Origin of the sequence: Pengzhenrongella phosphoraccumulans, assembly GCF_045689905.1 — a bacterium.
Lineage (GTDB): Bacteria > Actinomycetota > Actinomycetes > Actinomycetales > Cellulomonadaceae > Pengzhenrongella > Pengzhenrongella phosphoraccumulans.
Genome location: NZ_CP144210.1, coordinates 1,731,420 through 1,753,401, shown reverse-complemented (window position 1 = coordinate 1,753,401; position 21,982 = coordinate 1,731,420). Strand labels below are relative to the sequence as shown.

The 21,982-nt window shown below is 69.6% G+C and carries 16 protein-coding genes and 3 tRNA genes; 17 read left to right on the top strand and 2 right to left on the bottom strand.

From position 1 onward, the window contains the following. Nucleotides 1-56 precede the first annotated feature (56 nt). The 15 genes from VTA80_RS08145 to VTA80_RS08075 all read left to right on the top strand — a co-directional run bounded on the left by VTA80_RS08145 (nt 57) and on the right by VTA80_RS08075 (nt 15,930). Nucleotides 57-4,844: an ATP-binding protein gene (locus tag VTA80_RS08145; protein WP_407344887.1), complete on the top strand. Its 4,788-nt coding sequence runs from the start codon at nt 57-59 to the stop codon at nt 4,842-4,844. After that, nucleotides 4,841-5,290 carry a roadblock/LC7 domain-containing protein gene (locus VTA80_RS08140; RefSeq protein ID WP_407344886.1) on the top strand — a complete coding sequence of 150 codons (450 nt, stop codon included), beginning with the start codon at nt 4,841-4,843 and terminating at the stop codon, nt 5,288-5,290. The genes VTA80_RS08145 and VTA80_RS08140 overlap by 4 nt, the downstream gene beginning before the upstream one ends. Further along, nucleotides 5,274-5,675 (top strand): DUF742 domain-containing protein, encoded by a 402-nt coding sequence (locus VTA80_RS08135; protein ID WP_407344885.1) that lies wholly within the window; start codon nt 5,274-5,276, stop codon nt 5,673-5,675. The genes VTA80_RS08140 and VTA80_RS08135 overlap by 17 nt, the downstream gene beginning before the upstream one ends. After that, nucleotides 5,656-6,267 (top strand): GTP-binding protein, encoded by a 612-nt coding sequence (locus VTA80_RS08130; RefSeq protein WP_407344884.1) that lies wholly within the window; start codon nt 5,656-5,658, stop codon nt 6,265-6,267. The genes VTA80_RS08135 and VTA80_RS08130 overlap by 20 nt, the downstream gene beginning before the upstream one ends. Nucleotides 6,268-6,487: 220 nt before the next feature. Continuing rightward, nucleotides 6,488-6,796 carry a hypothetical protein gene (locus VTA80_RS08125; protein ID WP_407344883.1) on the top strand — a complete coding sequence of 103 codons (309 nt, stop codon included), beginning with the start codon at nt 6,488-6,490 and terminating at the stop codon, nt 6,794-6,796. 24 nt (nt 6,797-6,820) lie between these two features. Further along, nucleotides 6,821-6,911, top strand: a tRNA-Ser gene (locus VTA80_RS08120). A 383-nt stretch (nt 6,912-7,294) separates the two neighbouring features. Next, nucleotides 7,295-8,566, top strand: a complete 1,272-nt coding sequence (locus VTA80_RS08115) for a threonine/serine exporter ThrE family protein (protein ID WP_407344882.1) — start codon at nt 7,295-7,297, stop codon at nt 8,564-8,566. Between the two features lie 64 nt (nt 8,567-8,630). After that, nucleotides 8,631-8,719 (top strand) — tRNA-Ser (locus VTA80_RS08110). A gap of 140 nt (nt 8,720-8,859) precedes the next feature. Beyond that, nucleotides 8,860-8,935 (top strand) — tRNA-Arg (locus VTA80_RS08105). Between the two features lie 371 nt (nt 8,936-9,306). After that, nucleotides 9,307-10,662, top strand: a complete 1,356-nt coding sequence (locus tag VTA80_RS08100) for an extracellular solute-binding protein (RefSeq protein WP_407344881.1) — start codon at nt 9,307-9,309, stop codon at nt 10,660-10,662. A 233-nt stretch (nt 10,663-10,895) separates the two neighbouring features. After that, nucleotides 10,896-11,774 carry a carbohydrate ABC transporter permease gene (locus VTA80_RS08095; protein WP_407344880.1) on the top strand — a complete coding sequence of 293 codons (879 nt, stop codon included), beginning with the start codon at nt 10,896-10,898 and terminating at the stop codon, nt 11,772-11,774. Further along, on the top strand, nt 11,771-12,682 hold the full coding sequence (locus VTA80_RS08090) for a carbohydrate ABC transporter permease (protein ID WP_407344879.1): 912 nt from the start codon (nt 11,771-11,773) through the stop codon (nt 12,680-12,682). The genes VTA80_RS08095 and VTA80_RS08090 overlap by 4 nt, the downstream gene beginning before the upstream one ends. Before the next feature lie 65 nt (nt 12,683-12,747). Continuing rightward, nucleotides 12,748-14,259 carry an alpha-N-arabinofuranosidase gene (locus VTA80_RS08085; protein WP_407344878.1) on the top strand — a complete coding sequence of 504 codons (1,512 nt, stop codon included), beginning with the start codon at nt 12,748-12,750 and terminating at the stop codon, nt 14,257-14,259. Nucleotides 14,260-14,359: 100 nt separating this feature from the next. Further along, nucleotides 14,360-15,463 (top strand): LacI family DNA-binding transcriptional regulator, encoded by a 1,104-nt coding sequence (locus VTA80_RS08080; RefSeq protein WP_407344877.1) that lies wholly within the window; start codon nt 14,360-14,362, stop codon nt 15,461-15,463. Then, complete coding sequence (locus VTA80_RS08075) at nt 15,460-15,930, top strand: GatB/YqeY domain-containing protein (RefSeq protein WP_407344876.1); 471 nt, start codon at nt 15,460-15,462, stop codon at nt 15,928-15,930. Before VTA80_RS08080 ends, VTA80_RS08075 begins: the two co-directional genes overlap by 4 nt. A gap of 27 nt (nt 15,931-15,957) precedes the next feature. Here the strand turns inward: VTA80_RS08075 and VTA80_RS08070 are convergent, their stop codons facing one another. Both VTA80_RS08070 and VTA80_RS08065 read right to left on the bottom strand, forming a co-directional pair. Continuing rightward, nucleotides 15,958-17,208 (bottom strand): EAL domain-containing protein, encoded by a 1,251-nt coding sequence (locus VTA80_RS08070; RefSeq protein ID WP_407344875.1) that lies wholly within the window; start codon nt 17,206-17,208, stop codon nt 15,958-15,960. Between the two features lie 78 nt (nt 17,209-17,286). Next, a complete protein-coding gene (locus tag VTA80_RS08065; protein WP_407344874.1) occupies nt 17,287-18,051 on the bottom strand; it encodes a metal-dependent hydrolase in 765 nt (254 codons plus the stop codon). Between the two features lie 321 nt (nt 18,052-18,372). Between VTA80_RS08065 and VTA80_RS08060 the strand changes: the two genes are divergently transcribed. Together VTA80_RS08060 and VTA80_RS08055 are read left to right on the top strand one after the other, a co-directional pair. Beyond that, nucleotides 18,373-19,956: a methyl-accepting chemotaxis protein gene (locus tag VTA80_RS08060; RefSeq protein WP_407344873.1), complete on the top strand. Its 1,584-nt coding sequence runs from the start codon at nt 18,373-18,375 to the stop codon at nt 19,954-19,956. 419 nt (nt 19,957-20,375) lie between these two features. Continuing rightward, nucleotides 20,376-21,971 (top strand): methyl-accepting chemotaxis protein, encoded by a 1,596-nt coding sequence (locus VTA80_RS08055; protein ID WP_407344872.1) that lies wholly within the window; start codon nt 20,376-20,378, stop codon nt 21,969-21,971. The last annotated feature ends 11 nt before the right edge of the window (nt 21,972-21,982 follow it).

The window sequence follows — 21,982 nt, the reverse complement described above, 5'->3', positions numbered from 1 at the left end:
ATCAGGTCGGGTCGATCGTCGGCAGACCACGCCGACAAAGTGACGGAGAGGGACCCATGCTGCGCAGGTTGGGCATCCGCGGGAAGGTACTCGCGGCTCTCGCTGTGCCCATCGTCGTCCTTTTCGGCGCCGCGTCGATCATCTCCGCGCAGTCGATCGAGGCGGGCAACGTGGCCCGCGCGGTCAACGAGCTCGTCAGCACGGCGGACGAGCTCAGCGCCCTCACGGGTGCGCTGCAGGTGGAGCGGCAGGAAGAGCTGGCGTTCCTCGCCAACCCGGCCGCGCCGCGCGATGCGCTGTACGCGGCCCGCGCGGACACGGACACCAAGTCCGCCCAGTACGCCGTCGCGATCGCTCCGATCGACGTCTCTGTGCTTGACCCCATCGTCGGCGAGAACCTCAGGGCGTCCCGCAAGGCCCGCGACACGGTGCCGACCATGCCGGCGCGGTTCGATGTCGTCGGCGCGCTGATGCCGGCGGTCGTCGACGCGCAGTACACGGCGATCATCAAGCAGCATGTCGGGACCGCACGCGCGATCGCCGACGTGCTGTCCGACCGCTCGCTGGCCAAGTACCTCGATGCGTACGGTCTCGTCGGCGAGGCACGCGAGGCGATCGTCCACGAGCTGCCCAGCGCCGTCGGGGTGATCTCGGCCCGGGGCTCAGACGCTCGCGCCGTCGTCAACCTCGCGCCGTCGGTCGTGGTGAACACCGCGCTCCGCGCGCAGGCTCGCACCGCCGTCAACCAGCTCCGGCTGACCGACCTCCAGCTCACGACCCAGGACGCGGCCTATGCGAGCCAGCGCCTGCTCCTGTCCTCCGGAAACGCGAGCGTCGTTGCGACGATGGACCTCGCGTCGTTCCAGACGTACTCCACCGCCGAGATCAATGAGCTGTCGATGGTCGGCGACCAGGTGCTGGTGCTGGCGGTCGACCAGGCGGAGAGCAACCAGGCAGCCACGGTCCGTGAGGCTCGGCTCACGATCGCAGCGACGCTGCTCGTCGTGTTCATCTCGATCGCGATCGCGTTCCTCATCGCCGGTCAGATCGTCGTCCCGCTGCGCCGCCTGACGAAGGCCGTCGGCGACGTGCGCGAGGCGCTGCCCTTGCTGGTCGAGCAGGTCGCCGCGCCCGGAGAGGCACCCCAGCTCTCGCTCGTCCAGATTCCCGTGACCTCCCGGGACGAGGTCGGCCGGCTGGCTCGGGCATTCAACGACGTCAACGCCACCACGATCCAGATCGCCCAGGAGCAGGCTGCCCTGCGCGGCTCGATCGCCGAGATGTTCGTCAACGTCGCGCGTCGCGACCAGGTGCTGCTCAACCGGCAGATCTCGTTCATCGACGCCCTCGAGCAGACCGAAGAGGACCCGAACGTCCTGGGGAACCTGTTCCGGCTCGACCACCTCGCCACCCGGATGCGCCGCAACGCCGAGTCCTTGCTCGTCCTCGCCGGGATCGAGTCCGGGCGCCGCATGCGCGACGCGATGCCGCTCTCGGACGTGATCCGCACCGCGTCGTCCGAGATCGAGCAGTACGACCGGGTCCAGCTCGAGCTGGGGATCGACCCGCCGATGGTCGGTTTCAGCTCGCTCGCCGCCGCGCACCTGCTCGCCGAGCTGCTCGAGAACGCCACTGTGTTCTCCGAGCCGGGCACCCCGGTCGAGGTCGCGACCTCGATCGACGGCGAGTACGTCCAGGTCGTCGTCCGCGACCACGGGCTCGGCATGTCCGACGAAGAGATCGACGCCGCCCAGCTCAAGATCCGGTCGACCGCGGCGGGCGACGTGCTCGGTGCACAGCGGCTCGGCTTCTACGTCGTGGGCCGGCTCGCGTTGCGCCTCAAGGCGCACGTGATCATCTCCAAGGCCGCCAACGGGAAGGGCACCGTGGTCGCGGTGCGTTTCCCCGCGCGCCTGTTCGAGCTGTCCCACGTGACCGAGTCCGACCGGGCCGGATCGTCGACCTATGCCGAGCCGGAGCCTCCCGTGGTCGAGGCTGTCGACCTCGCGGCGCTGACCGACGGGGAGACCGCGTTCGGCCTGCCACGCCGTCGCTCGCGCCAGGACGTCGAGGCGCAGGCGTCGGTCGGGGACTCGCAGCCCGACGGCGCTGTGCCTGTTGCGTCCGAGGGTTTCGAGGTCCCCGCTCTCGAGGGCGACGTGCTCGAGAGTGCCGGGTCGCCCGTCGAGGAGTCTGTTCCAGAGCGTGACGGCCGGATGTTCGTGCTGCCACCGCTCGAGCAGGCCCGACTGACCCCGGAGCTCGCGGTCCGCACCGGCGGGTGGGCACCGGAGGTCCCGGCGTCTGCCACCGGCTCCCGGCTCCCGAACCGCGCCGATGCTCTGCGCAAGCCCGGCGTGGATCCGACCGTCCCCCAGCCGTCCGCGCCCAAGGTCTCCAGGGCGGACCGCGGCGCGCTCTTCGGCGGTTTCCGGGGCCGTGCCGCTGACGTGCCGGCGCCCGCCGATCGTCTGCCGCTCGACCTCCGTACGATCCCGGGCGCCCACGACGTGGCCGAGACGGACATCGAGTACGTCGTTCCCGATCTGGTGACCGACGACGACGATGAGGACGCCTTCACGATTCCGCAGCTCGAGCCGGACGAGGAGCCGTGGGCGCCGGAGATGCAGCTCGCGGACTCGGGGCTGCTCGCACGCGCCGAGGCACCTGTGGCCGACGAGCCCGTGGTGGCGCCTGTGGAGGTGGCGCGGGAGGCAGCACAGCCCGTCGCGACGCCGAAGGCCTTCGAGTCGACCTTGAACGAGGCTCGCGCCTGGGGCGAGGAAGACCTCAGCGCGTCGTCGTGGCGACCCGCGCCCGTACCCGGCGAGGAGCCCGTCGTCGACCAGCCCGTCGTCGACCGGCCCGTCGTCGACCAGCTTGTCCAGCCGGAGCCTGTGCTCGCGGCCGGCCTTCCGGTCAAGGTCACGCAGCCGGTTGATGTGCGGCCGGTAGACATGCTGCCGCTCCACACGGTCGAGGTCGAGGTCGAGGCCGTGGCACCCGTACGCGTGCCCGTCGCCGAGGCCGTCGTCGCCCTGCCGATTGCCCTGCCGATCGCCCTGCCGATCGCCCAGCCGGAGCCCGCAGCGTCAGCGCGCCCCGTCAAGCGCCACTGGTTCAGCCGCCGATCGAACGCCCCCGCGGCCGACCTGCCGGAGCTCGCCGCTCCTGTGGTGCCGGACGTAGTCGTCGAGGCGCAGGTCCCGGTCGAGCCCTTCGTCCCCGAACCGTTCGTGCCGCGCGAAGTCGTCGCGCCCGAGCCCGACCACGAGCCCGCGCCGGCACCTGCCGAGGCCCTGCCGACCCGCGGCACGCTCGGTCGCCACGGCCGGCGCGACGCAGCCGTCCCGGACGTCTCGGTCTCTGCCATGGCCGCCGTCGTGCCGCCCGTCGTCCCGGCTCTCGAGACCGGCCCGGTCGATCCGGCGGATGCGCATCGGTCCTTGCAGGGGTTCTTCGGCCGCGGGGCGGGTGTCACCGCCGCAGCCGCCGTCGTGCCTGAGGTCGTAGTCGTGCCTGAGGTCGCCGTCGTGCCTGAGGTCGCAGTCGTGCCTGAGGTCGCCGTCGTCCCTGAACCGATCGTGGACCTCGCGCCGTTGAAGGTGCCGTGGGCGCCGACGTCGGTCGCGAGGATCATCGGTGAGGCCCTCGACGTGGCTCCCGCTCCCGATGCGCCGGTGGCGGGCTCCGCCCCGGACGTCGCTCGCGGGCGCTGGGGTCGCAAGTCCGGCGAGCTGCTCGAGAACGCGCCGTGGTTCGCCTCGGCCACCGAGCTCCCGCCGCACCAGTCGGACGAGGACGCGTTGACCTCGGTGCCGGCGCTCTGGCGTGCGATGACGGGTGAGATGCCGATCGTGGCCGCCGCCCAGGTGTCGGACGACGTCGTTCCCCTCGAGCCTCCCGCCCCGGTGGAGCCGCCCGCTGCCCTGGTTGCTCCGGTCCCAGTTGCTCCGGTCCCAGTTGCTCCGGCCCCGGTCGCTCCGGTCGTCGAGCCTGTGGTCGTGGTTGCTGTCACGCCTCCAGCCGATGTCGCTCCCGCCGTCGGACCGCCGCCCGTCCCTGAGGTCCTTGATGCCGCTAAGCCAGCGCGACGCGGTCCTCGGAGCTGGCTGGGCCACAAGTCCGCCACCACCACCACCGAATCGGCAAGCCCCGCACTGCCGACGCGTCTGCCGACCCGGGAAGCAGCGAGCCCGGCGGCAGCCGACGCGGCCGCGGACGCCGGTCGCTGGACCCCCTCCGTACCCGCGCCCCACTGGACCCCGCAGCGTGATCTGCCCGAGGTCGACGTGTACGCACCGACCACCGCGGCACCCGCGGTCCCGTCGGGCGGCTGGGCTGGACCGGCGTGGACCGACCAGACCCCCGACGGCGACGCTCCGAACGTCGCTGCGGACAACCGCGGGGTTCCGACCCCGGCGCTTCCGCCCGTGATCCCGCCGTCCGTGACGCGCGGTGGTCTCGACGCCGACGTCGCAGCGATGCTCGCGCTCCGCTCCGACATCCAGGAGCAGGCCTTCGCGGAGCTCGGTCAGCTCGCGGCCTACCGGCCGAGCGTGGTCGGGGCGAGCGCCAGCAACTCTCTCAAGCGCCGCGTCCCGACCGTCGTCCCGCCCCAGGCACCGCAGCCCGATGCCGCGCGCGCCACGACGCGGGACGCCGCACAGCTTCGCTCGCGCTTGTCGAGCTTCCAGTCCGGGACGAGTCGCGGACGAATTGAGGCCGAGCACTCGGTCGATAACGTACCGGGGGACACGAACGAACCCACGGGCGCCGGTACGGTCATCACGCGGTCACGGACAGCAGATGCTTCCGGGACCTCACATGAGGAGGAAGAGTGACAGCGCTCAGCACTGAGGCGGCCAACTTCGGCTGGCTCCTGGACAACTTTGTCCGGACGATCCCGGGGACCCGCCACACGATGGTGGTGTCCGCGGATGGATTGCTCATGGCCATGTCGGAGCAGCTCGATCGCACGAGCGGTGATCAGCTCGCGGCAATCGTGTCGGGCATGTCGAGCCTGACTCGGAGCGCGGCGCGTCAGCTCCAGGCCGGCGAGGTCCGGCAGGCGATCGTCGAGATGGATGACCTCTTCCTGTTCCTCATGAGCGTGTCGAACGGCTCGGTCCTGGCCGTGGTCGCCGACTCGAGCTGTGACGTCGGCCTGATCGGCTACGAGATGGCCATGCTCGTGTCCCGCACGGAAGCCACCCTGACCCCGCAGCTCATCACCGAGATGCGTGGCCAACTCCCGATTGACGGAGCCACTCGTGCTCCCGTGGGATGAGGATCCACGAGCGGCACCGGGTGAGTACGAGACCCGGTCAGTCCGGCCCTACTCGGTCACTGGGGGTCGGGTCCGGTCAGCTACGCCGGACATGCCGCTCGAAGCACTTGTCGAAGTCCTCCCTGGGGCGGTGGGCGGCGAAGGATTGCCGCCGGAGAAACGGGCCATTCTCCAGCACACGGCCCACACGTTTGTCTCCGTCGTCGAACTCTCGGCGCTGCTCCATCTGCCCATCGGGGTCGTCCGCGTCATCGTGGCCGACCTTGCGGACGCGAAATACGTTCGCGTCCACTCGTCAACACCGGTCGACGTCCGTACCGGACAGTCGCCTGACCTGTCCATGAGCGTGCTGGAGAGTGTTCTCAATGGCCTATCCGCCCTCTGATACCTCGGTGGCGGCTCCCTCGACCACGGGAGCGCGAGTTGCGCCCACCGTCGTCAAGATCGTCGTCGCCGGGGGCTTTGCCGTCGGCAAGACGACCTTCATCGGGTCCATCTCAGACATCGAGCCGCTCAACACCGAGGCGGCCATGACGGAGCACTCCGTGGGCGTCGACGACGCCGGCGGACGTTCCGACCGCAAGACGACCACGACGGTCGCCATGGACTTCGGCCGCATCGCGCTGCCGGGCTCCTTGTGGCTGTACCTGTTCGGCACACCGGGCCAGGATCGATTCCTGTTCATGTGGGACGACATCGTGCGGGGCGCCATCGGCGCCGTCGTGCTGGTCGACACCGACCGGCTCGAGCAGTGCTTCCCGGCGATCGACTACTTCGAGAGCCGCGGCATCCCGTTCGTCGTCGGGGTCAACTGCTTCGACGGCGTCGCCAAGCACTCGCTCGACGACGTGCGCGAGGCCCTGACGATCCCGCCGGGAGTCCCCGTGCTCTACACCGACGCCCGGTCCCGGGCGGCGACCAAGCAGTCGTTGATCCATCTCGTCCAGCTCGCGATGCAGCGGATGCACGGGGCCTGACAGACACCGGTTCGCGCCCTGTGCGCACCCCGGGGCACGGGTCATCGGCGTCACGGTGGGCCGATAGGCTCATGGGTGAAAAAGGCGTCGTCCGGCGCGTCGTCGCGATCGGGGCGTGATGCAGGTCTATGTCGACGGGTCGTCGCTGAGGCGGTACCTCTTCGACCGCCCGGGTTCGCCGGAGTGGCGCGTGTGGGCCGGTGCCCACGAGGAGTCCTTGGTGACGAGTCCGCTCGGCATGATGGAGCTCCACCGCGCGGCCGACGGGCTCGATGCCGTGTCCCGGACACGGGCGTTCGAGGTCCGGGAACGGCTCGCCGTCGTCCGATTCTCCGACCAGGCGATCGCGACCGCGGCGATGGCCTTGACGGTGCTCGCCCCGTTCGGTGCGCTGCACCTCGGGGTGGCGTCGTCGGACCCGGAGATCTCCGGGGTAGCGACCTACGACAAGCTGCTCGCGCGGGTGGCGGTCATCTATGGGCTCGAGGTGATCAGTCCCGGGTTCGGGGACCGGTGGTGGGAGCGGTAGACGCGGTACGGCACAATGCGTACTGGAGGGCTGTCTGAGTGGCCGAAAGAGACGGTCTTGAAAACCGTTGGTGTGGGTAACCCCATACTCGTGGGTTCGAATCCCACGCCCTCCGCTCTGGTTGTGACGATGCGGGTCCTGAAGGCGCGGTGACCTTCGGCTCTACACCCCCGCAGGTGGACCGCGGAGACGTGGGTTCTCCTAGGGCCCGCGACCGGGCACGACCTCGCCGTGGGTCCCCTCGCAAAGGGGTGGGACAGGAGTACCGGAATACCGCCCGGGGACCATGGAGATCGGGTGCGAAGTCAACGGCAACTACTGGCTGAGCGCGTTCGTCGACGTGATCGGTCGGGTCGACGAACAGGGTGTTCAGGTAGGGCCGATGGGTGGTCCGTAAGCGCGGTGAGTCATCCCGGGGTCCTCGTGCTGCCCGGCACGAGGGCCCCGGCTCGTCGGCGCGGATTTCGGGCCGCCGGTGCGCGCAGTCATGATTGTCCTGTGACTGCAGATCCTCCCGCCGAAGAAACCCTCGAGCCCGTCGAGCTGATCCGCCAGTCAGGGATCGTGCTCCGGACCGGCCGGCTCATGCTGGCGGCCGGCACGGGCTCCTATCGCGTGAAGAACGCCATGCAGCGCGTCGCCCGCGCGCTGGGCCTGGATCGGCACAACGCGCACGTGACCCTCACCGAGATCACCGCCACGTCGCACCGCGGGTCCATCTTCCGGACCGAGGTCACCGAGGTGCGTTCGATCGGGGTCAACTCCGACCGGCTCGCCGAGCTGGAGCGCCTCTCGCGCAGCCTCGCGCCGCGGGTCACGGTCGACGAGGTCGCGGCCGAGCTCGACCGGATCGAGAGCAAGCCCCCGCTGTACCCGCCCTTGCTCAACGCGCTGTGGAGCTCGCTCGCCTGCGGGGCGTTCGCGTTCCTCAACAACGGCGGCCCCATCGAGATCCTCGGGGTCCTGGTCGGCGCCGGTCTCGGGCAGTACGTGCGTCGCGCGTTCGCCCACCGGCGCTACAACCAGTTCGGCGCGGCCATGGTCTCCGCGGCGGTCGCGTGCCTGGGATACCTCGCGCTCATCCAGGCCCTCGAAGCCATGGGGGTCGTCGATCCGCGCCACGAGATCGGGTACGTCTCGGCGGTCCTGTTCCTCATCCCCGGCTTCCCGCTCGTGACCGCGGCCCTCGACCTCGCCAAGCTCGACTTCAGCGCCGGGGTCGCTCGGCTCACCTACGCGTTGATGATTCTCACCTCGGCGGCCCTGAGCGTGTGGGCGGTGTCGTCGATCGCCGGGCTGAGCCCGGACCCGGTCGCGCCGATGGACCTCGCGCCCGCCGCCATGGTGGCGCTGCAGGCACTCGCGAGCTTCCTCGGGGTGCTCGGGTTCGCGCTCCTGTTCAACTCCCCGGGCCGGATGGCGCTGACCGCGGCCGGCATCGGCATGGTCGCGAACGTCGTGCGCATCCAGCTCGTCGGGGTCGGGGCGGCACCCCAGGCCGGTGCGGCCGCTGCAGCGCTGCTCGTCGGCCTGCTGGCCGCCTGGCTCGCGCCGCTCATGAAGATCCCCAGGATCACCGTTTCTGTGCCCGCCGTGGTCATCATGGTGCCCGGCGCGGCCGCCTACCGGGCCGTGTTCTTCCTCAACAACGGCGACATGACGCGGGCGATCGCGTACGGGATGTCCGCGGGTCTGGTGGTCGTCGCGATCGCCATCGGGCTGGCCGGTGCACGTATGCTGACCGACCGGAACTGGGCGTTCGAGCACTAGCCCATCACCCCTGGTGAGGACGCTTTGCAGGGGGGTGCATCGGGCAGGTACCCTGTCCCCGCCTGGAGATGTCGCATAGTCCGGTCTAGTGCGCGACCCTGCTAAGGTCGTGAAGGGGCAACCCTTCCGTGGGTTCAAATCCCACCGTCTCCGCATCGCACGGCCCCGATTCCCTGGTGGAGTCGGGGCCCTCTGCATTTGCCCCTCGGTGCGGCCCTGAAAGCCGCGGATCTGGGAGCCGGTTTGGGCGTTCGGCTCAGGGACGCTATCCTCGACTCCGGCCGTAAGGCCAGGCGCCCGTAGCTCAACGGATAGAGCATCTGACTACGGATCAGAAGGTTGGGGGTTCGAATCCCTTCGGGCGCACCACGCAGGAACAGCCGGAATCTCGGGTAAGTCTCCCCGAGGTTCCGGTTTTTTCATGCCCCGAGCCCGCCTGGTCGCCCGCACGCCCGGCCGGGGCTCCACTCAGGTCTTGACAGTTTCTCCAACGTAGTAGAAGATTTCGATCAGCATCTTCTACATCCTTGTAGAAGCTGCGGCTGGATGCTCCGGCGCTGTTGGCGGGGCGATCGCACGAACCATGCAGCACCGGGTGGGGCGTGGGCCAGGCGCAGCCGAGACGAGGGCCGGTGCGCGCAACCCACGGTCTCGTTGACGCGGCCCTGGACACCCCGGCCTCGTCGCCCCACCAGTTACTGACAATGACGTTCACGTAGCGAACTCGAGAGGGACACATAGTGACGAAGCAGAAGGCGGTCTTCGCGGCGGTTGCCGCTGTAGCCATGGCGGGCGTTCTCGGCGCGTGCGGGGGCGGAGACTCGACAGCGTCGGCCGGTTCCAACGCCACGAACTGCACCAACAAGATCATCAACAAGGACGCACCGGTGGTCTCGGTCTGGGCCTGGTACCCGAACATGGCGAAGGTCGTGGACAACTTCAACAACGCCCACACCGACGTGCAGGTCTGCTGGACCGTCGCCGGGCAGGGCGCACCGGAGTACGCCAAGCTCCAGACCGCCGTCTCGGCGGGCAAGGGCGCGCCGGACGTCGTCATGCTCGAGGCCGACCAGCTCACCGGCTTCGAGATCCAGAAGGCGCTCGTCGATCTCAGCGAGTACGGCGCCAACGACGTCAAGGCGAACTTCAGCGCCGGCGCCTGGAAGGACGTCTCGCAGGGCGACGCGGTCTACGCGATCCCGGTCGACGGCGGCCCGATGGCCATGATCTACCGCACCGATGTCTTCGAGAAGTACGGCATCACGACCCCGCCGACCACCTGGGCGGAGTACGAGGCAGCTGCGCAGAAGGTCAAGGACGCCGGCGGGCCGCTCTTCGGCGACCTCGGCAGCAACGTCCCGGCGGCGCTCACCGCGCTGATGGCCCAGAAGGGCGCCGTGCCGTTCACCTACGACCTCGCCGACCCGCAGAACATCACGATCAAGCTGGACGACCAGGCGACGAAGGGCGTGCTCGACTACTGGGCCGGGATGGTCAAGAAGGGTCTGGTCGGCACCGCTGACCAGTTCACGACCGACTACATCGCCGGCGTCGTCGGCGGCGACTACGCGACCTACGTCTCGGCCGCCTGGGCACCCGGCTACCTGAGCGGGGCCGGCGTCGGCCAGGGGGCGGAGAAGGGCCTGTTCGCGGTGGCCCCGCTGCCCCAGTGGGATCCGAGCAACCCGGCCGTGAACTGGGGCGGTTCGGCCTTCGCGGTCACGACCCAGGCCAAGGACCCGAAGCTCGCCGCCGTGGTCGCCACGGGCCTGTACGCGGACCCGGCGTCGCTGGAGGACGGCTGGAAGACCCAGACGATCTTCCCGCTCAACCAGGACGTGCTGACCTCCGACGCGTTCACCAACAACGAGGTCGAGTTCTTCAACGGCCAGACGGCGAACAAGGACGTCTACATCCCCGCGGAGAACAGCTACGAGGGCTTCAACTACAGCCCGTTCTCCGTGTACTACTACGCGCAGCTCCAGGCTGCCGTGGTCAAGATCAACGCCGGCGAGATCACGGGGTCGCAGGCCGCGACCGACCTGCAGGCCACGATGGTGACCTACGCCAAGGGTCAGGGCTTCACGGTCAAGTAGGCGCACGAGACGGCAGACTCGTCCGCTGATCAGCGCGCGCGTCCGGGGTCGGCAGGTGTTCGCACCGGCCCCGGACGCGGGCGCAACCCACGCCGCAGCAGTCGCACATCAACATCGAGGGAAGAGCTATGGCACCGACAGGGTCGACGGCGACCGCGACGCCGCCACCGAGAATCACGCCTCCACCGAGCTCGACCTCGCAGGGGCCTGCCCGGCGCTCGCGGTCGACGAGCATGAACGGCCGCAGGTCGCTCGTGGGCTGGCTGTTCATCGCGCCGTTCGGGGTGGTGTTTCTCGTCTTCCTGGTCGCGCCGCTGGCGTACGCGTTCTACCTCAGCCTGTTCTCCAAGGGCCTGGCGACCGGAACCACGTTCACCGGCCTGCACAACTACGTCAAGGCCTTCACCGACCCGGACTTCCTCAACGGGGTGTGGTTCGTCGCGAGGTTCTCCCTCGTGCTGATCCCGGTCCAGATGGCGGTCTCGCTGGCTGCGGCGCTGGTGCTCGACAGCCTGACCACGCGGATGGCCAAGTTCTCGCGGCTGATGATCTTCCTGCCGTACGCGATCCCGGCCGTGATCGGTGCGCTGATGTGGGGATTCCTGTACAGCCCGAGCTTCGGCCCGCTGAAGGACATCTTCGAGATCTTCAGCGCGCAGGCCCCGTTCATGCTCAGCCAGGGGAACGTCTTCTACGGTCTGTTGAACGTCGTGACCTGGCAGTGGGCCGGCTACTACATGATCATCATCTTCGCTGCCCTGCAGGGCATCGACCCGTCGATCTATGAGGCCGCGAAGATCGACGGCGCCAACGCGCGCCAGGTGGCCCTGCGGATCAAGGTCCCCATGGTGTCGTCCGCGCTGGTCCTCATCCTCGTCTTCGCCCTCATCGGCACGCTGCAGTTCTTCACCGAGCCGCAGGTGCTCGGCCCGATCGCGAACGGCTCGATCACGCCGACCTTCACCCCGAACATCTACGCGTTCAACCTCGCGTTCTCGTACGCGCAGTTCAACTACGCGTCGGCGATCTCGTTCAGCCTCGGGATCGTCGTCTTCATCGCGGTGTACGTCTTCATGTTCTTCACACGCAAGCGCGGGGGTCTGATCAAATGAACACCGGCACCTTGGTCGCGGAACGGGCCAGCGAGGCACCGGTCGCCCGTCGCCCCAAGAAGCAGCGCCACACCGTCGCGCACCTGTTCCTGTTCGCGCTCGTGCTGTACATCCTCGTGCCGATCTGGTGGCTCGTCGTGGCCAGCACCAAGGACGCGCACGGGCTCTTCGGCGGCACCGGCGGAGCGCTCTGGTTCGACGAGAACTTCAACCTCGTCGCCAATCTCAAGGACCTGTTCACCTACAACGACGGCGAGTACCTGCGCTGGCTGGGCAACTCGGCGCTGTACGCGGTCACCGGGGGGATCGGGGCGACCATCCTGTCGGTCACCGCCGGCTACGGGTTCGCCAAGTACCGGTTCAAGGGACGGGACTTCACCTTCGCGCTCCTGCTCGGCTCGGTCATGGTGCCCCTGACGGCGCTGGTCATCCCGACCTTCGTGCTGGCCTCGAACCTGGGGCTCACCGACACGATCTGGGCCGTCATCCTGCCGTCTCTGCTCAGTCCGTTCGGGGTCTACCTGATGCGGGTCTATGCGGCCGACGCGGTGCCCGACGAGCTGCTCGACGCCGCGCGCATCGACGGCGCCGGGGAGTTCCGGGTCTTCCTCCAGGTCGCCGTGCCGTTGCTTCGGCCGGCCATCGTGACCGTGCTGCTGCTGTCGATCGTGGGGACGTGGAACAACTACTTCCTGCCGCTCGCGATGCTCTCGACGTCGAAGCTGTACCCGATCACCGTGGGCATCGGGCTGTGGTCCCAGCTGGCCAGCTCGAACAACGGCGGCGGGCACTCGCTCTGGAGCCTGATCATCATCGGCTCGCTGGTCTCGATCATCCCGTTGGTCATCGCGTTCGTCTCGCTGCAGAAGTACTGGCAGGGCGGCTTGTCGCTCGGCAGCCTGAAGTAGCCCCGCCCCGCGAGCAGACGTCGCGCCCGGCCCGCCCCACCGCACACCCCCACGAAAGCCGACCCATGCTCAACGCACACCTGACCCTCGACCCTCACTTCACCGTCGGTGCCATCGACCGCCGCGTGTTCGGGTCGTTCGTCGAACACCTCGGCCGTTGCGTCTACGACGGCCTCTACGAGCCCGGTCACCCCAGGGCCGACCCCGAGGGCTTCCGCCAGGACGTCATCGACCTGGTCAAGGAGCTCGGGGTGTCGACCATCCGCTACCCCGGGGGCAACTTCGTCTCGGGGTTCAAGTGGGAGGACAGTGTCGGACCGCGACCGGAGCGGCCGCGGCGGCTCGATCTCGCCTGGCACTCGACCGAGACCAACGAGGTCGGGCTGCACGAGTTCTCCGCCTGGCTCGACAAGGTCGGCAGCGACCTCATGCTCGCCGTCAACCTCGGTACTCGCGGCGTGCAGGAGGCGCTCGACCTGCTCGAGTACGCCAACATCGCCTCGGGCACGGCGCTGTCGGACCGCAGGATCGCCAACGGGAGGCCGGACCCGTTCGGGGTCTCGATGTGGTGCCTGGGCAACGAGATGGACGGCCCGTGGCAGCTCGGGCACCTGTCCGCCGACGACTACGGCAAGATCGCCGCCCGCACGGCCAAGGCGATGCGCCAGCTCGACCCGTCGCTCGAGCTGGTCGTCTGCGGATCTTCGAGCGCGCACATGCCGACCTTCGGCGAGTGGGAGCGGGTCGTGCTCACCCATACCTACGACGACGTCGACTTCATCTCGTGCCACGCCTACTACGAGGAGAAGAACGGCGACCTCACGAGCTTCCTGGCCTCCGCCGTGGACATGGACCGCTTCATCGAGTCGGTCGTCGCCACGGCGGACCACGTCAAGGCCGTCAACGGCAGCGCCAAGACGATCAACATCTCGTTCGACGAGTGGAACGTCTGGTACATCGACCGCTACCAGCTCCTCGACAAGGTCGAGGGGATCGACAACTGGCCGGTGGCACCCCGGCTGCTCGAGGACGCGTACTCGGTCGCGGACGCGGTCGTCTTCGGGAACCTGCTCATCTCGCTACTCAAGCACGCCGACCGCGTCACCAGCGCGTCGCTCGCCCAGCTCGTCAACGTGATCGCGCCGATCATGACGGAGCCGGGCGGCCCGGCCTGGCGGCAGACGACGTTCTTCCCGTTCGCGCTCACCTCCCACCTGGCCACCGGCACGACGCTCGAGGTGAAGCTGACGTCGGACCAGCACGAGACCGCGCAGTACGGGACGGTCAACACGGTCGACGCGGTGGCGACCCACGACGCGGCGACCGGGCGGACCGCCGTCTTCCTCGTGAACCGGAGCCAGACGCAGGAGGCGACCGTCGTCATCGACCTCGAGGCGATCGGCGTCGTGACCCTGGTCGACGCGCAGACCCTCGCGAACGACGACGTCACCGCCGCGAACACCCTCGCGCACCCGGAGCGGGTGGGACTGGAGCCGAACAAGTCGGTCGTCCTGGGTGCCGGGGTCGCGACGGTGGTCCTGCCCCCTGTGTCGTGGACCGCGTTGTCCTTCGGCTAGGAGTGCCGCCGGGCCGGGGTCTTTTCAACGTAGTAATCTTCAGCAGCGCCCAGGGGTCCGCACCTGGTCCGTCCGCCTACGAGTGCTGGGAGCTGGACTGATGTCGGTCACGATGCGTGAGGTGGCGAGCGTCGCCGGCGTGTCGATCAAGACGGTCTCGAACGTCATCAACGACTACCCGTTCATCAAACCGGCCACCCGTCAGCGGGTTCTCGATGCGATCGACGAGCTCCACTACCAGCCGAACCTGTCCGCGCGCAGCCTCCGCCTGGGCCGGTCCGGGGTCATCGGCCTGATCATCCCCGACCTCCGCAACGCCTACTTCGCCGAGCTCGCGGACGCGGTGATGCGCGCCGCGGCGCTGCGCGGGCTCTCGGTCCTGATCGAGCAGGTCGGCGGTGATCGGGAGAGCGAGCTGGCCGCGCTGCGCGGGCCGCGCTCGCGGCTGCTCGACGGCGTCCTGTACAGCGTCCTCGCGCTCGACCAGGACGACGTCGGCGTGCTCGAAGAGATCGACATCCCGATGGTGCTCCTGGGCGAGCGCATCTTCCACGGACCCACCGACCACGTCACGATGGCCAACGTCGCGGGTGCGGAGGCGGCCACGAGCCACCTGATCGCCGCCGGGCGTCGCCGCATCCTTGCCCTGGGGGCGCACGAGGGCGAGGTCATCGGCTCGGCGGGGCTGCGCCTGACGGGCTACCGGGCTGCGCTCGAGGCGGCCGGGATTGAGTTCGACGACCGGCTCGTGCGGCACGCCGGCACCTGGCACCGCCGCGATGGTGCGGAGGCCATGCGGATCCTGCTCGACGACGGGGTGGAGTTCGACGGCATGTTCGCGTTCAACGACGCCCTCGCGCTGGGTGCGATGCGCGTCCTGCAGGAGGCCGGCTTCCGCATCCCGCGTGACGTCGCGGTGATCGGGTTCGACGACATCGACGAGACCCGGTACTCGTTGCCCACGCTGTCGACCATCGCGCCGGGGAAGGACGAGATCGCCGAACGCGCGATCGCGATGCTGCTGGAGCGGATCGACGACCCGGACCGCACGATCGCGCCGCGGGAGGTCGAGACCGCCTTCAAGCTCGTCGTGCGGGAGTCGTCGAGCGGTAAGGCGGCGCCCAAGATCAGGCGCCGCACCGTGGCCGGCGTCCGTCCGGGTGCGGCCACCCCCGCAGGCGGTGGAGCACGATGGGAGCCATGACCACATTCGAGAGACTCACCGCCGACCTGACCACGTCCATGAAGGCCCGCACCGCGTTCCGGACGAACACGGTGCGTCAGATGATCGCGGCCGTGCGGGTTGCGGAGAAGTCCGGGACCGCCGCGCACGAGCTGACCGAGGAGCAGGTCCAGGCCGTCCTGGCCGGCGAGGTGAAGAAGCGTCGCGAGAGTGCCCAGATCTACACCGGTGCGGGCGCCACCGAGCGGGCCGAGACCGAGACGGCCGAGGCCGACCTCATCGAGGCCTACCTGCCGGCCGCCCTGAGCCCCGAGCAGCTGGACGCGATCGTCGCGGCGGCCATCGCGAGCACGGGCGCGACCACCGTCAAGGACATGGGCACCGTCATGAAGGCGGCCAACCTCGCGGCCGCGAGCGTGGGCCGCGTGGACGGCAAGGCCCTCTCCGGAGCCGTGCGGCAGGCGCTGAGCGGCGGTTCGGCGGCCTGACGCCTCCGCCCGGCCCGCCCAGCGCGGTCAGCGGGGCGCGACGCGTCCCACGAGGCACTGGGCGGCCGCGATGACCAGGGCGTGGTCGTAGGTGACGACGAAGTCGAACTCGCGGTCGCCGTCGGCCCCCTGGCTGCCGGCGTCGCGCGCCACGAGGGCCGCCGCCCGGTGGGCACCGAGGACGACGACGGTCCACTCGCGGGCGAGCGGGTCCTCGGGGGTCAGCGGCTGGCCGCGTACCCCGGGAGCGGGCGTCATCGGCATGTCCAGGCCGAGCGCGCACACGAACGCCAACCGGTGGGCCAGCTCGGTGTACCGGCGGGCGGTGGCCGAGCCGAAGAACTGGGCGCGCTCGAATCCCGCGACGAGCACCGGCGGTACCCGCAGGTCCAGCGCCATCAGCTCGAGCGTCCGGGAGATCGGGACGAGCATGCGTTTGGGTGCCCGGCGCACGTCCTTCGCGCGTCCGGCGAGCTGGAACGGCGTCGTGCACGTCGTCTCCCGGGTCGCGTGCGCCTCGAACCGCCGCAGGTCCCACTGTGCCGGGCCGACCGCGGGGGTGGGCGGCCCCCATAGCGAGCCCTGGCCCAGGGTGGCGCCGAGAATGAGCGCATGGGTGAGGTCGTCTTCGGTCTCGATGCCCTCGACGACGACCTCGGCGCCGGACACCTCGGCATACGCGCGGACCGCGCCGGCGATCGTGAGGGTCGTCCCCTCGCCGACGGTGCGCAGCAGGTCCAGGTTCAGCCGCACGACCTCGGGTCGCACCAACGGGACGAACGCGAGCGACTCCGGGCGGACGTCCAACGCGAGCGCGCAGCCCGCGTCGCGCAGCAGCTCGGCGCCCCGCAGGACCCCGGCGAGATCGTTTGCCAGGCCGTGCGCGGTGACCGCGACGACCACCCGGATGTCGGCGGCTCGATCGGCCACGGCGGCGAGGATCACCTCGGGTCGCTGGGTCAGCGTCTCGGGCTCGACCCGGACGAAGATCGTGACCGGCGTCGCGCGGGAGGACTGGGCGACGTGGGCCAGCGACGCGCGAAGCGAGCACCGCTCGAGATCGGCGAGACGGCCGTCCGCGCGCGCGGCGTTCAAGAGCACCCGGGGCGACTCCCACGCGCTGCCCGCCGGGCCCCGCAGCAGGGCTTCGTGAGCCACGACGGCGCGCGTGTCGAGGTTGACGAACGGCCGGTAGACGCAACGCAGCTCGCCCTCGCGCAGCAGGTCGTCGACCGGGACGCGAGGCGGACCGACGTCGGGCCGAGTCAGCGGAACCACCAGACCATCATTGATTAATAAAGGTACTACCACAGGCATTTGACGCGTGGAGATGGCGCAACGGCCCGGGCGGTGGATTCACCCCAGCCCGAGCACCCCGGCCGTGGCGGCCAATCCGTAGAGGAGATACACGGTCAGCGCGGCGCACAGCGCCCACTCCCGCGCGGACCCGGCGTTGCCGATCACCGGCAGGGCCACGTAGCCGCTGGCCTTCCACACGTGCCGCGTCCCCGGGATCGACCGGACGACGCGGGGTGGTTTGGGCAGCCAGGGCCAGAGCAGGGGCACGCCGGCGGTGGTGATCAGATCGCCCACGAGGTGCACCACGACCCCGACCATGACCGAGATCGGCAGCCACTCGAGCTGCTCCGGCGCCCGGACCAGGACGATGACGACCAGCGCGGCGGAGCTCAGCCACAGCATCGCCGTCCCGCCACGGGTGAGGTCCAGGGCCTTGGAGGAGAACGCGACCAGCGCGAGCAGCAGGAGCGCCGACCCGGCGTGAACCAGGCCGAGCACAGGGACGACGGCGTCCCACCGACCGAGCGCTGCGGAGAGCACGGTGAACCCGGCGACCGCGAGGATCGAGTGCAGGCCGTGCCGGTGGCCGCCGGAGACCGTGCTGGCCGCGGCCGACAGCCCCCACGTGAAGACCCCGCCCGAGCGTGCGATCGTCGCGCTGCGATGGTCGACGTCGGGCAGGAGAGCCGCGCCCGCGGTGACCAGGGCGCCGAACACGACGGACGCGACCGGGAGCGGGTGGGCCCCGAGGGTGAACGGCACCGTCGAGGTCACGGCGACCCAGGCGGCGGCGCCGCTGATCGCGTGATGCCCGCCCATCATGCGGCGAGGCCGATCGTGGGCGACGGCAGAGAGGTCGTGCGGCTCATGACGAGGGACACCCTTCGTGGACAGGGGCGAGGGTACGTCGGGGCGACGGGCAGGTCGCGGGCGAGTCGGGAATCTGCGGACATATCCCGACGAGGGTCCTCTCACAAAGGTCACATTTTTGTCGATGAGCGATCTGCCGGGGGCAGAGCACCGCTCCCTCCCGAGGACCCGCACCGCTCCGCCGACTCCCGAGGACCCGCCATGAGCGCCGATCCGACGCCCCGAACTGCCCCTGCCTCTGCCCTTGCTCCTGTATCGCGCGAACGGCGAGGCATGAGCTCATGGCTCGTCGACCGGTCCATCCGCACCAAGATCCTCACCGTGATCGGTCTGCTCGCGGTCGTGGCGGTCGGGACCGGGGCCCTGGCGGTCTCGGCCATGGGGACGATGATGACCGACACCGACCACATCGTGACGATCCAGAGCGAGGTGAGCTACGAGCGCGGACTCATCCACCAGAACCAGCTCAAGGCCCGGATGCTCGTGGGCGAGCTGGCGGCGCTCGAGTCGCCGACCGACATCGAGACCTGGCTCGCCAAGCAGGACAAGAACGACGCCGAGCTCGCCGGGAACATCACGGCGTTCGCCGCGACGGAGGGGGCCAAGCTGCCGAGCTGGAAGCCCTTCTTGGCCGACTACGCCGCCTGGGTCGTGGTTCGGGACGCCGAGCTTGTGCCGGCCGCGATCGGCGACACCGGGGGGTACGACGCCGTCCTGATCGACCGGAGCCTTCCCTTGATCTCGGTCTTCGTGGACGACCTCGACGCGCTCGACGCCGAGGTCACGGCGCTCGCCTCCGACCTGAACCGGGACTCCGATGCGAACTACGCCTCGGCCGTGCGCACCCTGATGGGCTCGCTCGCCGTGGCCCTCGTGGTCGCGCTGACGCTCGGGTTCCTGACGGCGCAGAACCTGCGCGGCGGAATCGAACGGGTCAAGACCTCGCTCGAGGCGATGGCCCGCGGCGACCTGACCGTGCCCGCCGACCTGAACAGCCGCGACGAGGTCGGGCGCATGGCGCACGCGCTGACCGCCGCTCAGGACGCGCTGCGCAGCACCCTGGTGGGCGTGGGCGATACGGCGCAGACCGTAGCCGCGGCCGCGGAGGAGCTCTCGGCCGCCAACTCTCAGGTCGCGTCAGGTGCCGAGGAGACCAGTGCGCAGGCAGGCGTGGTCGCCGCGGCGGCCGAGCAGGTCAGCCGCAACGTGCAGACCGTCGCGGCGGGCGCCGAGCAGATGGGCGCCTCGATCCGCGAGATCGCGCAGAACGCGAACGAGGCCGCCAAGGTCGCGGGTCGGGCCACCGGCGTCGCGGCGTCGACCAACGAGCTGATCACCCGGCTGGGAGTGTCCTCGGGGGAGATCGGCAACGTCGTCAAGGCGATCACGTCCATCGCGGAGCAGACGAACCTGCTCGCGCTGAACGCCACGATCGAGGCGGCCCGCGCCGGCGAGGCCGGCAAGGGGTTCGCCGTGGTGGCGAGCGAGGTCAAGGAGCTCGCCCGCGAGACCGCGCGCGCGACCGAGGAGATCACCCGCCGGGTCGAGGCCATCCAGGTCGACACCACCGGGGCCGTGACCGCGATGGACGAGATCTCCACGATCATCGCCTCGATCAACGACTACCAGCTCACCATCGCGAGCGCGGTCGAGGAGCAGACGGCGACCACCAACGAGATGTCCCGGTCCGTCGCGGAGGCCGCCACCGGTTCGGGGGAGATCGCGGAGAACATCACCGGGGTCGCCACCGGAGCCGCCACCTCGAGCGAGGTGCTGGCGCAGATGGGTGGGTCGGTGAACGAGCTGGCACGCCTGTCGGCCGACCTGCGTGAACGCATCGCGGCATTCAGCTACTAGCCCGCCGCGAACAGCAGCCACTCCGAGGACACAGCACCGTCGCGCCTGCGGGCGGTTTCGAACCCGTTTCGCGGTGAAATGTCGTGCCCTGTGGGTTGTGCACCCGTATTCCCGGAGAAACCGCCAGAAAAGTCCCGGTTGGAGTCCTCTCAACGCCGTCGATTCCTTGTCGATCGTTCAGTTTGCGAGGGTTCGTTGCGTCCTTGGGCCGGGGGCGTGGGACCGATCGCGGCATTGCCGGTTGGACCGCATCCGCGGGCCGGTGAGATCGCGTCCTGCACCTCCATCCCGACCTGAACTGCCTGATCACGACCGCCTATTGCTGAGGGGACGTTCACGTTCCCAGGTAGTCGAGCGCGACCGATGAGGGCACCCGGTGACCGATGGAGGTCCTGCAGGCGTCCGCAAGGAGGAGCTCCATGTTCCGCAGCGTGTCTTTGAGAGACCGGCCCGTCGGTTTCAAGATCGGGTCTCTCGTCGTGGCATTGTTGTCGCTTTCGCTCGGGCTGACGGTGCTTTCCGTTGTTCGACTTGGGCTTCTGCAGGGCAGTATCAGCACGATCAACGACCAGGCGCTCACGACGTCGACCCTGGCCGACCATCTGACCAGCGACCTGCTCACCGAGCGAGTCCTCGTCCTCGCTCACGCGGGGTCCGTCGACCGCGCGACGAAGGACAAGTACGGTGCGTCGATCACCGCGGCCCGGGTGACCACCGATGCTGATCTCGAGGCTTACGTGGCTGCGGCGCCGCGGGGCGGTGACGCCGTGGTCGAGTCGATCCGGTCTGGCCTCGCGGCCTATCGGTCCGTGATCGATGACGAGTACATCCCCGCGAGCCTCGCGGGGAACTCCGCCCTCGTGCAGGACCTCCGGGACCACAAGGCCGCGCCGATCGTCGCGACCATGACCGAGACCCTCGCCGCGGTGACGAAGGAGCAGGCAGCTCACGCGGCCAAGCTCGTCGCCGAGGCCAAGTCCCTGGTCTCCTCGACCCGCACCACCACCCTCGTTGCGCTGGCGGTGGGATCGATGCTCGGTCTTTTGCTCGGCAGCTACGTCACTCGGATGGTCACCCGGCCGATGAAGACGGTGGGCGGCGTCGTGGAGGCGCTGTCTCGAGGCGACCTCACGCAACGGTCCGGGCTCGCGTCGAAGGATGAGATCGGCGTCATGGCCGCGGGACTGGACCAGGCGTTGGCGGCCCTGTGCGCGACCCTGACGGAGATCGGGGAGACCTCGCAGACGGTGGCCGCGGCGGCCGAGGAGCTCTCGGCGGCGAACACCCAGGTCGCCGCGGGTTCCGACGAGACGAGCGTGCAGGCAGGGGTCGTTGCGGCCGCCTCGGAGCAGGTGAGCCGGAACGTGCAGACGGTCGCGGCAGGTGCGGAGCAGATGGGTGCCTCGATCCGCGAGATCGCGCAGAACGCGAATGAGGCCGCGAAGGTGGCGGGCCGCGCGACCGGGGTTGCCGCCACCACGACTGACCTGATCACGCGCCTCGGGGTGTCTTCGGGGGAGATCGGCAATGTCGTCAAGGCGATCACGTCCATCGCCGAGCAGACGAACCTGCTGGCGCTGAACGCGACCATCGAGGCCGCCCGCGCCGGCGAGGCTGGGAAGGGATTTGCGGTGGTGGCCGGGGAGGTCAAGGAGTTGGCGCGGGAGACCGCACGGGCCACGGAGGAGATCACCCGCCGCGTCGAGGCCATCCAGGTCGACACGAGCGGCGCTGTCGTGGCGATCGGGGAGATCTCCACGATCATCGCGTCGATCAACGACTACCAGTTGACCATCGCGAGCGCCGTGGAGGAGCAGACGGCGACCACCAACGAGATGTCCCGGTCCGTGACTGAGGCCGCCGCCGGTTCCGGCGAGATCGCCTCGAACATCTCGGGCGTCGCCGCCGGGGCGGCTAGCTCAAGCGAGGTTCTCGTCCAGATGGGCGGATCCGTCGAGGAACTCGCTCGCCTGTCCGCCGAGCTGAGTCAGCGGATCTCGATGTTCGTCTTCTGACAGCGCGCCGG

Excerpts from the sequence above, each read along its gene's own strand:
- VTA80_RS08085 (WP_407344878.1), top strand. The coding sequence starts at position 12,748 with ATGCTCAACGCACACCTGACCCTCGACCCTCACTTCACCGTCGGTGCC.
- VTA80_RS08080 (WP_407344877.1), top strand. The coding sequence starts at position 14,360 with ATGTCGGTCACGATGCGTGAGGTGGCGAGCGTCGCCGGCGTGTCGATC.
- VTA80_RS08090 (WP_407344879.1), top strand. The coding sequence starts at position 11,771 with ATGAACACCGGCACCTTGGTCGCGGAACGGGCCAGCGAGGCACCGGTC.
- VTA80_RS08065 (WP_407344874.1), bottom strand. The coding sequence starts at position 18,051 with ATGATGGGCGGGCATCACGCGATCAGCGGCGCCGCCGCCTGGGTCGCC.
- VTA80_RS08055 (WP_407344872.1), top strand. The coding sequence starts at position 20,376 with ATGTTCCGCAGCGTGTCTTTGAGAGACCGGCCCGTCGGTTTCAAGATC.
- VTA80_RS08075 (WP_407344876.1), top strand. The coding sequence starts at position 15,460 with ATGACCACATTCGAGAGACTCACCGCCGACCTGACCACGTCCATGAAG.
- VTA80_RS08145 (WP_407344887.1), top strand. The coding sequence starts at position 57 with ATGCTGCGCAGGTTGGGCATCCGCGGGAAGGTACTCGCGGCTCTCGCT.
- VTA80_RS08095 (WP_407344880.1), top strand. The coding sequence starts at position 10,896 with ATGAACGGCCGCAGGTCGCTCGTGGGCTGGCTGTTCATCGCGCCGTTC.
- VTA80_RS08130 (WP_407344884.1), top strand. The coding sequence starts at position 5,656 with ATGGCCTATCCGCCCTCTGATACCTCGGTGGCGGCTCCCTCGACCACG.
- VTA80_RS08060 (WP_407344873.1), top strand. The coding sequence starts at position 18,373 with ATGAGCTCATGGCTCGTCGACCGGTCCATCCGCACCAAGATCCTCACC.